The organism is Cyclobacterium sp., from assembly GCF_014762705.1.
GTDB lineage: Bacteria > Bacteroidota > Bacteroidia > Cytophagales > Cyclobacteriaceae > Cyclobacterium.
Window position 1 is genome coordinate 14,545 of record NZ_JABURL010000080.1, and the last position, 16,811, is coordinate 31,355.

11 protein-coding genes are annotated in these 16,811 nt (G+C 44.4%); 9 read left to right on the plus strand and 2 right to left on the minus strand.

The window, feature by feature from the left end:
• Window positions 1-429: 429 nt before the first annotated feature.
• The 4 genes from scpA to HUJ21_RS14960 all read left to right on the plus strand — a co-directional run bounded on the left by scpA (window position 430) and on the right by HUJ21_RS14960 (window position 6,108).
• Window positions 430-2,958: a methylmalonyl-CoA mutase gene (gene scpA, locus HUJ21_RS14945; RefSeq protein WP_366483699.1), complete on the plus strand. Its 2,529-nt coding sequence runs from the start codon at window positions 430-432 to the stop codon at window positions 2,956-2,958.
• A gap of 9 nt (window positions 2,959-2,967) precedes the next feature.
• Entirely contained in the window at window positions 2,968-4,842 is a 1,875-nt protein-coding gene (locus HUJ21_RS14950) for a TIGR00341 family protein (RefSeq protein WP_291371139.1), read from the plus strand.
• A 168-nt stretch (window positions 4,843-5,010) separates the two neighbouring features.
• Window positions 5,011-5,448, plus strand: coding sequence for an OsmC family peroxiredoxin (locus HUJ21_RS14955; RefSeq protein ID WP_291371141.1), 438 nt, complete (start codon window positions 5,011-5,013; stop codon window positions 5,446-5,448).
• Between the two features lie 72 nt (window positions 5,449-5,520).
• Window positions 5,521-6,108, plus strand: coding sequence for a CPBP family intramembrane glutamic endopeptidase (locus tag HUJ21_RS14960; RefSeq protein ID WP_291371143.1), 588 nt, complete (start codon window positions 5,521-5,523; stop codon window positions 6,106-6,108).
• A 295-nt stretch (window positions 6,109-6,403) separates the two neighbouring features.
• On the opposite strand, the gene HUJ21_RS14965 is transcribed toward HUJ21_RS14960, so the two are convergent.
• Window positions 6,404-8,305: a family 20 glycosylhydrolase gene (locus HUJ21_RS14965; protein WP_291371145.1), complete on the minus strand. Its 1,902-nt coding sequence runs from the start codon at window positions 8,303-8,305 to the stop codon at window positions 6,404-6,406.
• 187 nt (window positions 8,306-8,492) lie between these two features.
• Entirely contained in the window at window positions 8,493-9,434 is a 942-nt protein-coding gene (locus tag HUJ21_RS14970; protein ID WP_291371147.1) for a metallophosphoesterase, read from the minus strand.
• 718 nt (window positions 9,435-10,152) lie between these two features.
• Here HUJ21_RS14970 and HUJ21_RS14975 point away from each other — a divergent pair.
• From HUJ21_RS14975 to cysQ, 5 genes are all read left to right on the plus strand, one after another.
• Entirely contained in the window at window positions 10,153-11,934 is a 1,782-nt protein-coding gene (locus tag HUJ21_RS14975; protein WP_291371149.1) for an SLC13 family permease, read from the plus strand.
• 21 nt (window positions 11,935-11,955) lie between these two features.
• Window positions 11,956-12,549, plus strand: coding sequence for an adenylyl-sulfate kinase (gene cysC / locus HUJ21_RS14980; RefSeq protein WP_291371151.1), 594 nt, complete (start codon window positions 11,956-11,958; stop codon window positions 12,547-12,549).
• A gap of 2 nt (window positions 12,550-12,551) precedes the next feature.
• Window positions 12,552-13,457 (plus strand): sulfate adenylyltransferase subunit CysD, encoded by a 906-nt coding sequence (gene cysD / locus HUJ21_RS14985; protein WP_291371153.1) that lies wholly within the window; start codon window positions 12,552-12,554, stop codon window positions 13,455-13,457.
• 541 nt (window positions 13,458-13,998) lie between these two features.
• The gene (gene cysN, locus HUJ21_RS14990) at window positions 13,999-15,279 is read left to right on the plus strand and encodes a sulfate adenylyltransferase subunit CysN (RefSeq protein WP_291371277.1); all 1,281 of its coding nucleotides are present in this window, start codon (window positions 13,999-14,001) and stop codon (window positions 15,277-15,279) included.
• 583 nt (window positions 15,280-15,862) lie between these two features.
• Window positions 15,863-16,618 carry a 3'(2'),5'-bisphosphate nucleotidase CysQ gene (gene cysQ, locus HUJ21_RS14995; RefSeq protein ID WP_291371155.1) on the plus strand — a complete coding sequence of 252 codons (756 nt, stop codon included), beginning with the start codon at window positions 15,863-15,865 and terminating at the stop codon, window positions 16,616-16,618.
• The last annotated feature ends 193 nt before the right edge of the window (window positions 16,619-16,811 follow it).

Here is a 16,811-nt window from a genome sequence, read left to right on the forward strand (position 1 = left end):
GTTTTTGAAGGTAGCCTTTCCCTGGTAGCGATAGATAATCCGGATGATTTTCAGGCTGCAAAAGCCATTCATCAGGCATTTGACCTGGGGGCAGAAGGCCTTCTTTTGGAGTTTACAGGAGAGGAAAATCTTCAGGTTCGACTGGAAAAAGTAATCCCAGATGCCATTCATTTTTATTTGCAGCCTAAAGGAGATCCTGATGCCGTTTTGCAACATTTTCTTGCCTGGTACCGAGAGAGAGGTGCCAATCCTGACTTGCTGAAGGGAGGGGTGCTATTGAAAGGATTGGAGGATTTCTCTTCCAACCCCCAAAAGCGTTTGGCCTACTTGAAAATGGCTGTTGAATATCCTAATTTTAAGGTTTTGGGCTTTAGGGATCCGGCAGTAACCGAGAATAATGGTCACCTTTTTGATCACTGCCGAAATTGGATGGATGTTTTAAATGTTCAAGCTTCGGCAGAATTGGCAAGGACAATATTGGACAATATTTTTTGGGTTTGTGAGGTAGGGGACAGCCTTCTCTATGAAGTGGCGAGGATCAGTGCAGTAAGCAGTAGTTTTTCCTGCTTTTACGAGAATCTTTTTCCGGAAAAAAACTCTTTCCTATTACCGGTAATTGCCTTTGTGGACACAGACAAAACCACCGCCCTGGAATCCTATATTCAGCAAACGGCCCGGTCCTGGTCGGCAATGCTGGCAGCTGTAACGGCCCTGTGGATAAAGCCTTTCAGCAATAGGGGGCAGCCACCGACCAGGCAGGTCTTGCAAACTTCCTTCAATATTGGACTGATCTTGAAGGAAGAAGCCCGGTTGCAAAATCCGTATAGCAGCTGGAAGGGCAGTTATTTTCTAGAAAAATTAACGGCAGTGATAATGGAGGAAACTGACCGGAAAATCCTTGCCTTGTTCCCGGAAATACAAATGCCCTATCATAAAAAAAATAGGCATAGGGAGAAATTACAGGATTTTCCTCATACCGGTTTCGGAGCAGGGGAGCCCCCCTATCTCCGGGGACCCTATGCGAGCATGTACCTCAAGAGACCCTGGACCATCCGGCAATATGCAGGGTTTTCCACGGCAGGGGAGTCTAATGCATTTTATAAAAAAAACCTGCAGGCCGGGCAAAAGGGTCTTTCAGTGGCCTTTGACCTGCCTACCCACCGGGGTTACGATGCCGATCATCCCAGAGTCATTGGGGATGTGGGTAAAGCCGGTGTGGCTATTTCCAGTGTGGCAGATATGAAATGTCTTTTTGAGGGCATACCTCTGGATAAGGTTTCTGTTTCCATGACCATGAACGGAGCCGTGATCCCTATACTGGCTTTCTTTGTGGTCACTGCCGAGGAACAGGGAGTACCATTAGAAGCCCTGACCGGGACCATTCAAAATGATATCCTCAAGGAGTTTATGGTGAGGAATACCTATATTTATCCCCCCGAACCTTCCATGCGGATAGTAGGAGATATTTTTGTGTATCTTTCAAAATTCATGCCCCGGTTCAACTCCATTTCTATCTCAGGCTACCACATGCATGAAGCAGGTGCTACAGCCGACCTGGAGTTGGCCTACACACTGGCAGACGGCCTGGCCTATGTCAGGAAAGGCCTGGAAATGGGACTTTCGGTTGATGAATTTGCGCCTCGGCTTTCTTTTTTTTGGGCCATCGGAATGAATCACTGGGAAGAAATGGCCAAACTCAGGGCAGGTAGGTTGCTCTGGGCAGAACTCATGCAACAATTCCAACCTAAAAATCCAAAATCTCTAATGTTACGGGCCCACTGCCAAACCTCGGGATGGTCGTTGACCCGGCAAGATCCCTACAATAACATTTGCAGGACCACTATTGAAGCTATATCCGCTGTTCTGGGCCATACCCAATCCCTGCATACCAATGCATTTGATGAGGCCATCGCTTTGCCAAGTCCCACCTCTGCTAAAATTGCCCGCGATACCCAACTCTACCTGCAGCAGGAAACCGATCTGAACCAGGTGGTGGATGCAATGGGTGGATCTGTGGAGTTGGAATCCCGGACCCACCACCTGGTGGAAAAAGCCAGAGCCCACCTGGAAGAAATAGAACGACATGGGGGGATGGTAGCTGCCCTTAAAAAAGGTATCCCAAAGTTAAGAATAGAGGCGGCTGCAGCCCGGAAACAGGCCAAAATTGACAGTGGTACTGAAATCATCATAGGGATCAACCGGCAACAAGGAGAAAGTCAGCCTTACGATTTTGAAATACTGGAAGTAGATAATGAGCAGGTCAGAACCGCTCAGGTAGCAAAAATTCAAGAGGTTAAATCCGGAAGAGATGAGTTGGCCGTTTCCAAATGCCTTCAGGCCATTTCGGAAGCGGCAGAAAAAAACAACGGAAACCTTTTGGAACTGGCCATAAAGGCTGCCAGAGAAAGGGCCACACTTGGAGAAATTTCCCTGGCCATTGAAAGGGTTTATGGCCGCTACAAAGCGGTACACCAAACTGTGAGTGGAACTTATGTAAAAAGTATGAAGGACAACATCAAAGTAAAGGAAGCCCTGAAAAAGTCGGATGAATTTGCCCGGCTGGAGGGTAGGAGGCCCAGAATACTAGTGGCTAAAATCGGACAGGACGGACACGACAGGGGAGCCCATGTCATCGCCAGTGGCTTCGCAGATCTGGGTTTTGATGTAGACGTAGGTCCGCTGTTTCAGACCCCAGAGGAAGTGGCCCGGCAAGCCATGGAAAATGACGTACATGTGGTAGGGGTGTCCTCCCTGGCTGGTGGCCACAAAAGTCTTCTTCCTGGTTTGATAGAAGCTTTAAAAGTGGAAGGCAGACCGGATATTGCTGTCGTGGCGGGAGGGGTCATACCCGACCAGGACCATGATTTCCTTTACGAGAAAGGGGTTTTGGCTATTTTTGGCCCTGGAACCCCATTGGCCGAAGCGGCAATCAAACTTTTGGTTGCTTTAATGAAATAGACATTTACCATGAAAAGCATTATCCTATTGTATGATCCCGAGGAGGAAGAATTGGTAGAAGAAGCCATAGTCCCCAAATTGGGTGCAGATTTGAAACTCAAGCTGCCCTTCAATACCGAATTGACTGTGGAATTAGGGAAGGATGACTTTGTCGTTACCTACCTCTCGGACGAACAATTGAAGGAATTGTTACCTATAGCCTTGAAATATGAATGGCGCATTGCCCTGCTGCCCCATCCCAAACTGGTTCATGGCAGGCAGGGCTTTGGGGTCGACAATGACCTGGAAGACTGTCTGGAGATGGTGTTGGAGGCCGGGGAAACCAGAAATGTGGATTTGCTTACCGTAAATGAAAGACCCGTTTTCAATACAGTAATCATAGGAGAATCCCTGAGCCTGATGAGCACCTCGGTAGCCAAAAACGGTTGGGAGAGATTCTGGAAAAAGCTCAGTTATTTTTTCAAGTTATTCTCGGTCGTAAAATCCCACAGGTACATTTTGGAAGCGCAGGATAAGGAAAAGCTGGATACAGCTGCTATCGGTATGGTGATTGTGCAACATGGCAAAAGCAACCTCCTCAGCAGAAAGGTTTTGGAGGATTCCTATATCAATGACGGAAAAATGCATGCCATGATTCTGGCACCCAAGAGTATTTCAGGCCTGCTCTGGTTTGGATTGGATAGCTTTTTTCGCAGGAGTGGAAAGTCAGGTCTTCCTCCTTTTGCCGCCCATATCAAAACTTCAGAACTCTCCATATGCAGTGAAGATGCGATAGAATATTCACAGGATGGTATATTATTAACTGCAAAAAAGCTGGAATTAAAGGTAAGTCCTAAAGCATTAAAAATGTTGCCAGGGAGGCATTTAGATATGGAGGGAAATGTTTCCGAGGAGGATGTTTTCAAGGTTAAGGTATTGCCCAGGGGAGAGGTTAGGGATGAATTGTTGAAACGTAAACTTCCCTTGATCCACCATGCTTCCACTGAGGAATTCAAGGAACTTTTTTCCAGCTTAAGATCCAGTGCCCGGGCAAGCAATAGCTACCTGGTATTGATGGTGTTGTCTACTTTTATTGCCACTTTGGGTTTATTTGGCAACTCATCTCCTGTAATTATTGGAGCCATGATACTTGCCCCCCTTATGGCTCCCATTATTTCGCTCTCGATGGGTGTATTGCGCCAGGACAAAAACCTGATCCTCAACAGTGCCAAAGCCATAGGATGGGGCATGCTATTGGGTTACCTCTGTGCCATGTTGATTACCTGGTTAACCCCTTTGAATATTTCCAATGAGGAAATCATGGCCAGGGTAAGACCTAATTTATTGGATTTGGGTATAGCGGTGGGTTCTGGCGTTGCAGGAGCTTATGCAAGTGCCAAAGAGGAGATCGCCAAAACCCTGGCGGGAGTGGCTATAGCCGTTGCCCTGGTACCGCCGCTTGCCGTTTCCGGAATTGGCTTGGGTTGGATGGATTGGAGCATTTTTCAGGGAGCATTGCTTCTGTTATTGACCAACCTTGCAGGTATGGTTATGGCGGCGGCTTTGACATTTCTGTTTTTGGGATTCAGCCCTTTTAGACTGGCCAGAAAGGGCATTGCTTATTCCCTTATAGTGGTAGGTGTAGTTAGTATGCCTTTGTTTTTTGGATTCATGGATATGGTACGGGAGAATGATGTAATTTCCAAACTGGATGGATATCAGGTGGAGGGCACTACCCTGAGGGACATCACGGTCCGAGGGATCAACCCTGTCAGGCTGGCCGTGAAAATTGTTACTGAAGGCAATCTTGACGAAAAAAGGCTGAAATCCATAAAGAATGAAATCGAAGAAATGCTGGGGGAAGAAGTGGAACTGGAAGTCACCATGGGAGTAAAAGTTTTTTAACCCTGATTCATCTATCCATTATCCAAAATCAGGTGTAATAAATTAAGGTAAACACCACCATAGGCTGTAGGGACTTTTATCCTGATAGAAGCAGCTTTAGTTATTTTGGCAGATTATTGATATCTTGAAGCAGTTTTACTCAATTAACAAATCAATAAAACAAAAAAAATGAAAAGAAAAGCAACAGCAATCTGGAAAGGAACAGGATTGGAAGGCAGTGGATCTTTGTCTTCTCCCAGTGGTTTTTTTGATAATTCTCCATATAGTGCTAAAACCAGGTTTGAAAATGAAGATGGAACTCAGGGAACCAACCCTGAGGAAATGATTGCCGCCGCCCATGCGGGTTGTTTCAATATGGCTCTGAGTTTTCAAATAGCTGGTAAAGATTTAAAAGCTGACGAATTGAACACTACGGCTACTGTTACTTTGGAAAAAGGTGATGCCGGTTTTTCCATTACCGGGATTTTGCTGGATCTAAAGGGAAAGGTATCTGGAATGAATGAAGCCCAATTCAAGGAACTGGCTGAGGTAGCCAAGGAAAACTGTCCGGTAAGTAAAGCTCTAAGCGCTGTGCCGATTACTTTAAAGATCACGTTTAACGCTTAAAACTAGAGTTTTTTATTTGTTGCTAAAGTGCCGGAAAGTCCTTTCCGGCACTTTTTCTGTTTAATTTCAAACATGAATAGAAAAATGTGGCTTTTGGGCTGGATTACCCTCCTGGGTTTTGGCCTTGCCGGCATGGTGCTGGTATATTTTTTTCAGGAGCAATCCATGGCTGAGCTGTGGACTGGACATTGGTATTTACCGGCCCAGTTTCTCCTGGGCGGTTTGACAGGCTTTATTGGAGCACATTTGTCTAAATGGCTTATCCTGCAACCTTTTTTTGAGACGGAAAAAATCCGGTACCGGAAATTGATCAACCACTGGTCATGGTCAGGCAAGGGGATTGTATTTATTTCTATCTGTGCAGGGGTAGGAGAAGAAATGTTTTTTCGTGCAGGACTACAACCCCTTCTGGGATTGTGGCCTACAGCTGTGGTATTTGTACTCATTCATGGTTATCTGAATCCTTTCAATTGGCGCATCAGTACTTACGGACTGCTTATGGTGGGACTGATTGCTTTTTTTGGCTTTTTATATGAGGAGGCAGGGATTATAACGGCCATGACTGCCCATGCCGTCTTTGATGCAGTATTGTTATTCTGGATGACTAAAGGGAATAATTCAATTGAGAAAGTATGGGAGAATTTCAATTCTAACACCTGATGGTGAGGTCTTTGGAATTTTATTTTTCCTTCACCAATTCGACAGACTTGATCCCCTTAATCTAATCTCCCAAACGAAAAGCCCCGACCTGGACAGCCGGGGCTTGGGAGAACTGAAATCGGGCATTTCGCAGCTAACTAAAGGAGGGTTGATAAAAAAACACTGGCCTACCCGTAGTTAGGTGTGCGATTCTCCCGAATTTAGGACAAGCTACACCGACCTGCGGGAAGTGGTATGTCATGACCTATTTTTTTGCCGTTGAAAAGAGCGTTGAACCGTTCAAACTGATTTTGTTTTACTCAATCAACACCTGGAATTCATTACTGCTTCTGCCACCAGGAGTGACCGTCACATACCTTAAGGTTAATGGCCCCTGTCCTTCCCCGGGAATAGGGGTTAAGATTGGTCCTGCATACAGCGAACCAGTCTGATCTGCCTTGTGACCGTCCAGGGTATAATACACCCTGGCCCCGGCTACCAAAGGCTGAATTTCCACTTTATGTCTTCCGCTTTCGGAATCTATACTGATTTCCACATCCGCTTCCGGAATCCGGAAAAACACCCCGTTTTTCTCAAAATCAAGCAACCTGTGGGGTAAGCGGTCCTGGATAAAGGACCGGTAATTTTTTTCGTCTTTTGGCTTCCAGGCCACTTCGGCCAGGGCGAGTGCCCGGGGGAAAAGGTAATATTCCATTTTGTTATTGGTAGCCAGGTACTCGGTCCAAAGGTTGGCTTGCACCCCCAATACATGTTTTCCTTCTTCAGTGGTCAGGGCGTCTGGAACAGGATTGTATCCGTATACTTTTTCCAGGGGTAAAAAGCCACCAATGGCAAGGGGTTCTGTAGTTTTATCTTCTGCCTGGTAATGATCAAAATACATGTGGCTGTTTGGGGTCATGATAACATCGTGTCCCATTTTAGCTGCGGCAATGCCTCCTTTCTCCCCTCTCCAACTCATGACTGTGGCATTAGGTGCCAATCCACCTTCCAGTATTTCATCCCAGCCAATCAATTTACGGCCATTTTTGTTTAGAAACTGCTCGATTCTGCGGATAAAAAAGCTTTGAAGCTCATGTTCATCTGCCAACTTTTCTTTTTTAATGACTTTTTGAGCGATGGCCGAAGTTTCCCAGTGGTCTTTGGGTACTTCGTCCCCTCCTATATGAATGTATTCCCCGGGAAAGATTTCCATGACTTCGCTCAGTACATCCTCAAGAAATTGATAAGCTTCAGGAGTAGGCCCATAAATATTGTAATGTACACCCCAATAGCCAGGTACCTGATTGCTGATATCATTATCTAAAGGCTCACCCTTATCGTTGAGAGCAGCAATGGTACCTTTTCCTTCGTCCTTGTTAACATCAAAACTTCCCAGTTCAGGATAGGCGGCCAGGACAGCAGAGCTGTGTCCGGGAAGTTCTATTTCCGGGATAATGGTAATCTTTCTGTCGGCGGCATATTGTACGATGGCCCTGGCCTCCTCCTGGCTGTAATAGCCCCCATGGGACTTGCCATCATAAATGAAGGGTTGGAAATCGTAATATTGCCCGATAATGGTAGAATCCCTCCAGGCACCGATGGTAGTAAGTTTGGGGTATTTTTTGATTTCAAGCCGCCAGCCCTGATCATCGGTCAGGTGCCAGTGCATGGTGTTGAACTTCAACTGCGCCATCAGGTCCAGTATTTTCTTGATCTGTTGGCTGCTGAAAAAATGCCGTGAAACGTCCAGCATGACACCCCTGTAACTAAAAGCCGGGGCATCTGAAATTTCCAGCCGGGGCAAAACTACTGCTGTTTCCCTTACTTCCAGAAGTTGAATCAGTGATTGCAAACCGTAAAACAAACCTTTGCCTGCACCTTTTATGTGCACCCCACCATCGTCGATATTCAGGTAATAAGCTTCTTCCTGTCCATCCACCAAATTTTCTTCCAAATGAATAACTGGTCCTTCGCCAGGGGAATATTGCAGTATATTCAGCTGGAAACCAGTTTTTGCTTCCAGCATTTCGTTAAAAATGGCGGCGGATTTTCTGGCATCTGAAGTGGCAGCCAGCAAGGCCGTCCCTGGCTGTAATACCCAATGACCTTCTTCCATCCGAATGGCTTTGGGCTGGGGGACAATGCTGATGTTTTGGGCGGGCAGGGTTATAGCACACATTAAAACCAATATGCCTGTTAGCAAAAGCTTTCTATTCATGAATCTTTTTTTATTTATCAGGTTAAAAACCAGGTTAGCAGATTATTAATTTTAAGTTTGTTAAAATTTTTTATTAACCATCAAATGTAATTAAAAAAAATAAATATAAAAATGATGAATTTTCAGGCAATTGTAAGGCGAAATCTATAATTTTTTAATGAATTTATGGGTCAGTAATTCTAAGCTTTTAATTCCCTGTTACATAAAAAGGGTCGATAAGAAATAAGTTAGGATTTTCAGGAGCTACTGTCACCTTTACCGCATGCATGTCCCGGTCGCCAAAAACCTGAACAGCAGTGAAATTTGTCAGGGTTTTTCCGGTATTATCACGCAAGGGCTTGTCTACCATAAAGCGGTGGTGGTCTCCATATAGGAGCAGCACAGGCTTTCCAAATGCCATCACGCTTTCCCGCAGCAATTGCACAAAACTGGCATGACCGTTGCGCTCATCCATGCTATTGTAATTCAAGCCCGCATGCAGCACTAGTACCAGGCCCCGGCTACCTGCTGTTTTTGCCTGTTCAAAAAGTTGCTTCAACCAGAAATTATTCGCAAGTTCCCGCTCATAAAATTCATCATTCAGAGCAGCTGAATCTAGTTTAAAGTTATTGTTGGATCCGGTAACATGAAAGGTCCCAAAGGTTAGCCCAGACATTTGCCAGCGGGCATTTTCAGGGAATTTTTCAAATCCCTCCCAACTATTTTGTCTTTCCAGAGCCATTGGGTTTTTTCCCTGACTTTGATCCTCCGAATAAAAAACCTGTCGCAGTTTATCCAATCGTTCTTCCGGATCAAAACCACCACAGGCTTCCCTGTGGCAATCCGTCCATTCATTGTCTCCCGGTGTATAAATCAAAGGCTGCCTAAAGTCATTGAAATAGCCTTTAATCCTTTCAAAATATTCGTCCGTACAAGGGGTGCTTCCGGATTTAATATCGCCAACATGAAGCGTGAAGTCTGCTGCTGTGGTATTTATTGACTGGATCAGGCGTTCAAAACGTTGAAAATCCTCAGGGAGGTGGTATGGGACATCACCAATGGCCATAAAGGTGACCTTTTTATTATCTCGTGGAAAGCAGGAAATCAGGCAGGTGCAAGTAATTAAAATGAAAACAAATCGGTAGCTCATGCTTTCCTGATTAATAAAAAATTGGTTTATATTTTTACCTTATGTTAATATCATAAATCGATGCCAAAATTCATGCTGAATACTGTTTGTGTCACCGACTTTTTTTATTTATTTTTCACAGGAAGAAATTTTCAAAGTCAAAACTTCCTTTTGGTTTTCAAATCCAATCAGTAAAATTGATGTATGTTTCTTATAAAAATCAAAGTTAATAAAATCATTTGGTTTAGATTAAGGACTTTATTTTTTTAATAATCGTTTTTAGCCATTCAATAGAAGCAATTTGTCTGGTTTTAATTAACCAGCCCCTTCTCCTTATAAGTTAAATGGAAGATGGGAAATGAAATGATTTAAGTAAAATCAAATAAATACCTGGTTTTTAAAATGAAAAATGCAGCTGAACTGAGTTTTTGGATGCTGGGATACATTTTACCGGGGACTACCGGGAGGTATTCCTTTGTGATTGGCTGAACTCTCCTTTTAAATTCTTTGGAAAATTTTGAATTAAATTACTACCCTGCTACTTTTATATTTGAATTGCTAATCTTCTAAAGTGTGGGTAAATAAACTTTCTGCTTTTGGAGAATAGGTTTTAAATTTGATAAAATTATACGGTTAAATTTTGCAGCTAAACTGTCCTTTTTTGTTCAGGGGCATTTGCTGCTTTTTTTATTGTAATCAATAATGTTCAGTTCAATACAGGGACTTACCTGGCGAAGCTGTGCCTGACTCCATTAACCCTTTGATGTTTTCTCCCAGCCTGATTACCTTATTCGTTGTGGCAGCATTGGTTTTTGTACTATACAAAGACCTGCTAAGACCATCTTTTGCATTTTTGGGTGCGGTTTTTTTAATGCTCCTTCTGCAGATCATCAGTCCCGAGGAATTCTTGATGGGCCTGGCCAACAAACAGATCATTGTGATTTTTTTGCTGATCGGACTCACGGCAGGAATTCAAAAAAATATCGGTACGGGCTTTTTCTTCAGACTTTTCAGCCAAAAATTGAAGCCTGGTATATTTCGCATACGCCTGATGCTTTTGGTGGGAAGCCTGTCTGCTGTATTGAACAACACTCCGGTTGTAGCCTTTATGATTCCTTATGTCAAGGAGTGGACCAAAACCAACAATTATCCTGCATCAAAATTTCTGATACCTCTTTCCTTTTCCACTATTTTGGGAGGTATGATTACGGTGGTAGGAACCTCTACCAACCTGGTGTTGAATGGGCTGATCAGTCAATATGGTCTGCCCTTATTGGGTTTTGAAGATTTCCTTTACCTGGGTTTATTGGTTACTTTCTTCGGGATCAGCTATCTGAGCCTGGCTTCTTCCCACCTTTTACCAGCCAGAGAGGAAAACAAAAGTGAGATCATTGATCACCTGAATGAATACCTGGTAGAAACCTACCTGCCCAAAGGATCGAAAATGCATGGTAAATCGGTCAAAGAGGCAGGGCTCAGGAAATTGAAAGAAATTTTTCTTGCAGAAATAAAAAGGGGAAGTCTGGAAATATCACCGGTGGGACCCAATGAAATTTTGCAGGAAGGGGACAAGCTTTTCTTTACCGGCAATTCTGAAGCCATTCTCAAGTTGATTCAGGAAGAAAATGGGCTTAGCCTTCCGGAAGACGGTTATGTGTCCAACTATGGCTTCTTCCAATTGACCGAAGCCGTGGTGCCGGCCTCTTCTGCCTTGATAGGTGAAAAGATCAAGGACAGCGATTTCCGAAACCGCTACCAGGCTTCGATTATTTCCATCCACAGAAATGGTACGCAGCTGAAAGGAAACATTGGGGAAACCAAGGTGCAGGCCGGAGATCTTTTTTTGATGCTGACTGGTAAGGAAGATAACAGGAACGATTATTTGAAAGACTTGATCATTATCACCCTTAGAGGAGAGATCAGCCAGGACAGGGGTACCTTCAAAAGATTACCTTCCCTGATGGCATTGTTCATATTGTTCACCGGGATTATCGGCTGGTTAGATCTTTTTATGGCAGCTTTTGCAGGAATCCTTACCCTGTATATATTTAAAGTGTTAAATTTGCAGACTTTACGGAAGGCAGTAGACCTGGACCTTTTGTTGATCCTGGTCTGTTCTCTTTCTTTGGGAGTAGCTTTGAACAATTCCGGAGCCGCCAACCAACTGGTCAATGGATTGCTTTACCTGACCGACGGGACGGCGGTGATGCTGGCTTTGGTCCTGTTGTTTGTCATGACCCTGGTACTGACCAGCCTGATCACCAATGCGGCTGCGGTCTCCATTATGTTTCCCATTGCCATGGAGCTGGGTAACCAGCTGGAGCAACCTTTGGCCCCCTTCTTTGTGGCCATCGCCTTTGGGGCATCTGGAGACTTTATGACCCCCATAGGCTATCAAACGAATCTGATGGTCATGGGCCCGGGCAATTACAAGTTTAAGGATTACTTTAAAATAGGTTTTCCCCTAACCCTGATTTATAGTACCGTGGTACTGTTGTTTATCCAATGGTATTATTTGTAAGTTTTATTCAGAATAGGTCAAATGCAGGAAAACATACATCCCTCAGAATTTAAAATTACACGCGAACTGCGGCAGCAAGCTCTGGGGCAACAGGCCAAACTGCTTTGGTTTACCGGCCTGTCGGGTTCGGGTAAGTCCACCCTGGCCAATGCCACAGAACAGGCTTTGCACAAAAGGGGTTACCATACCTATTTGCTGGATGGGGACAATATCCGCTGCGGACTGAACAAAGACCTGAGTTTCAGTAAATCAGACCGTATTGAAAATATCCGTAGAATTGCCGCTGTAAGCCAGTTGATGATGGATGCCGGACTAATTGTCTTATCGGCATTCATTTCTCCCTATATTTCCGACAGGGAGATGATACGGGATCTGGTAGGCAGTGATCGCTTTCTGGAAATCCATGTAGATTGTCCACTGGAAGTCTGTGAAGAAAGGGATGTAAAAGGCCTGTATCAAAAAGCCAGGCAAGGTTTGATCAAGGATTTTACAGGCATTGATTCCCCTTATGAAGCTCCTGAATCCCCTTTTTTGGTGATCAAAACAGCAGAAGTATCTCCGGAGAAAGCTGTGGAACAATTAATGAATGAATTAGAGAAAAAAATAAAAATATAGTTATGGCGCAATATTATTTATCCCATTTGGAGGAACTGGAGGCAGAGGCAATTTTTGTTATCCGGGAGGTGGTCTCCCAATTTGAAAAGCCTGCCCTTTTGTTTTCAGGTGGCAAGGACAGCATTGTACTGGCCCACCTGTCCAAAAAAGCATTTTATCCTTCCAGAATCCCCTTTCCCCTGATCCACATCGATACGGGCCACAATTTCCCGGAAACCATTGCTTTCAGGGACGACCTTGTCAATAAGCTGGGCGTACAACTTATCGTTGGCTCGGTACAGCAAAGTATCAATGATGGAAAAGTAAGGGAAGAAACCGGTGTAAATGCTAGCCGTAATGCCCTGCAGACCGTAACTCTGCTGGATACGCTGGAAAAATTCAAAATTGACGCCGCTATGGGTGGTGCCAGAAGGGACGAGGAAAAGGCCCGGGCCAAAGAACGCTTTTTTTCACATAGGGACGAATTTGGACAATGGGATCCCAAAAACCAAAGACCCGAGCTATGGAACCTGTTCAACGGCAAAAAACATTTAGGGGAACATTTCAGGATATTCCCTATTTCTAATTGGACGGAGATGGATGTCTGGCAGTACATCCAAAACCAAAACATCGATTTGCCTTCCCTGTACTTTTCCCACCAAAGGGAATGTGTGGTCAGAGATGGGGTGATCCTGGCCAAGTCGGAGTTTATCCAGCTGAAGCCGGAAGAAGAAGTCAAAACCATGACGGTCCGGTACCGTACCTGTGGAGACATGCCCATCACGGGAGCGGTGGAATCAGATGCCGACGACCTTGACAAGATCATCGCCGAAGTAGCCACCACCCGAACCACAGAGAGAGGCACCCGTGCCGATGACAAAAGAGGCGAAACCGCCATGGAAGACAGGAAGAAAAGCGGGTACTTCTAGAGAGGAATGGAAAGTGAGCAAACAAAAAAAGAGTCACAGAGGTACACAAAGGATGCACAACAGCCACGAAGATTTATTAGGATTGGTTGGCCTTTAAAAATGAGCCATTAGCAAATTGCAAAATAAAAAAGAATACTGCAGGGTGGTAAAGACGAAATCCCCCTTTCAAAAGGGGGTAGGGGGATTTTTTCGCAATCAAAAATTAATCCTGAATTAAGTTAGTAATTAGGGAGAAGCGAAAAAAAAGAGTATCGAAGCACACAGAGGCTGCGCAAAGCCGACGAAGGAGAGAAATAGAGACGAAGAGAGGGGAGACAGATAGACTAAGAGACGGAGCGACCGATGGTCCAGGTTTCTGAGCGGAGCCGAAGGGATGATGTTAGGGCTTATTAACCCTTAACCACTACAGTTGAATCCATAGTTAGGCCCAACTGCCAGCCAGGTACAATAAAGTACCCCAGCCGGCAAGAAGCTTTTAACCCTTAGACCTTTCTGACCGACTTATCGGGAGGTAGGTACAATAAATAAATACAAGACTGATATTAGAAATAAAACTACGAGCATGAGCATACAGGAAACCAATCAATTGTTGAGATTTACCACGGCAGGGTCTGTGGATGATGGGAAAAGCACTCTCATAGGGAGGTTGTTATTTGATTCCAAATCTATTTTTGAAGACCAGATAGCCGCCGTAAAAACCTCCAGCGAAAAAAAAGGTTTTGACTATGTAGACCTTTCCTTGCTAACCGACGGCCTCAAGTCGGAAAGGGAACAGGGCATCACCATTGATGTGGCTTACCGGTATTTTGCCACGCCCAAGCGGAAATTTATCATTGCCGACACTCCCGGTCACATTCAGTATACCAGAAACATGGTGACTGGGGCATCTACTGCCAACCTGGCCATTATTCTGATTGATGCCAGAAAGGGCTTGCTGGAACAAACCTACAGGCATTCCTTTATCGCTTCTCTGCTGAAAATACCTCATGTGATCGTTTGTGTCAATAAAATGGATCTGGTGGACTATGATGAAGCGGTGTTCGAAAAAATCATCAAGGACTACAAAGATTTTGCCAGCAAAATGGAAATCAAAGACGTACATTTTGTGCCTATTTCCGCTTTAAAGGGAGACAATGTAGTAGACAGGTCCAAAAATATGGATTGGTACGAGGGGCCTACCCTGTTGTACCTGTTGGAAAATGTTCACATCGCTTCCGACTTGAACCACATTGATTGTCGTTTTCCTGTTCAAATGGTCATCCGGCCCCATACCCACGAGCATCAGGACTTCAGGGGTTATGCCGGAAGGATAGAAGGAGGGATTTTTAAACCCGGGGACGATGTGAAGGTATTGCCTACCGGCTTCACTTCCAAAATCAAAAGCATAGAGCTCAACGGGCAACCCATTGCCGAGGCCTTTTCACCCATGTCGGTGACCATGACCCTGGAGGATGAATTGGATATCAGCAGGGGTGACATGCTCGTAAGGCCCAACAATGTGCCAAATGTGGCCCAGGATCTGGATGTAATGGTATGCTGGATGAGTCAGCAAAAGCTGGCAGGGAGAACCAAATTACTGATCAAACATACCACTAAAGAGTGTCAAGCAATGGTAAAAGAGATCCTTTACCGGGTGGATGTCAACACACTTCACCGGGAAGAAGGGGTGCAGGAAATCGGGATGAATGACATTGCCCGCATTAGCCTGCGTACCGCTCAACCTTTGTTTATGGATGCCTACCGGCGAAACCGCCAAACTGGTTCTATCATCCTTATCGACCCCAATACCAACGAAACCGTCGCTGCCGGTATGGTGATTTAGCGGAATATGCTCCGAAGTTTTTCAGTTGTAAAGAGATTTAGGGACGGAGAGACGAAGGGACATAGGGACGAAAAGATTGAGAGACGAAGGGACTTGTGCCTCAAAACCCTTCAATAGGAATGTGGCTTTAGCCCATTCCAATAATTAGCAATCCAAAAACCCCGGCTTTAGCCAAAATTGAAGAAATGTAAGGCCATTAATTTTTAATTGGAGTATGAAAACAAAATTTTCAAATGATTTATTAGTGGTTTGCCCTAAAAAATCAAAAAGCGCATTTTAGGGGAAAAGTGTTACAGGAAGTAGGAAGTGTTTTTGGTAAAATTTGGATTTAAGCCATCTTGATTTAGCTAAGGCCGCTGAAGCTGACAAACCCTATATTGCCTACAGCTATTAGGCAACTGATTAAAAATTCAAATCTGCCAAATAAGTTTATTATCAATGTTTATAGGGAAAACTCTTTTGAAATTTAAATAAGGAGAAAGGCTTATACCTTTTCTTTTAATAAAAAGGTCTTTCCTGAAAATTTAAATTTCTTTTATTATTGAATAAGTGGCTGAAAAAAAACCCATTGAAAAAACATAAAATGAATATATCACAACTCACCAAAATAGCAGTAACTGCCGCCAAATTAGCCGGGCAGGAAATACTCAAGATTTACCATTCTGCCGATTTTGGTGTGGAGATGAAAAGCGACGATTCCCCCTTGACACTGGCCGACAAGGCCGCCCATGAGGAGATCATGAAATACCTCAGTGAAACCGGGCTGCCCGTACTTTCCGAAGAAGGTAAATCCATTCCCTACGAAGAGCGCAAAAACTGGGAATATTTCTGGATGGTAGACCCACTTGATGGCACGAAGGAGTTTATCAAGAAAAACGGGGAATTCACCGTCAATATTGCGCTGATTCACAGAGATACGCCGGTGATGGGCGTGGTTTATGCGCCTGTATTGGATAGGATGTACTGGGGAAATGCTGAAGAAGGAGTCTGGAAACAGGAAGGGAAGGAAAAGGCGCGCATGCTGAAGCGACCTGAGAACAAAATGGTTCGCGCTATCGTGGCCAGCCGCTCCCACCTAAGTCCGGAAACACAGGAAGTAATCGACCGCTATCCGGATGCAGAAGTGATCAGCATGGGATCATCCCTGAAATTCATGCTGCTGGCGGAAGGGAAGGCCCAACTCTATCCCCGCTTTGCGCCAACAATGGAATGGGATACCGCTGCTGCCCATGGGGTCTTGTTGGCCCTGGGATTTACTGTAAAAAAAACCGATAATAATCAGCCTCTGTTGTATAACAAACAAAACTTATTAAACCCTTTTTTTATTTGTGAGGGATAAACTTTAATCCGATTCCTTTTCAAAAAGCAGAGGCTGTCCGAAAAGTCGGGCAGCCGCTAATTTAGTTGTTTTTTTCTCCAAAAATGGTATTCTGGAGTTGTACAAAAAAGCAACAATAAATTTAACCAATTCACATTCAATTTATTAGAAAAAGTAACAATGGAATTTATGCTGATGGCACTCGGCCATAACC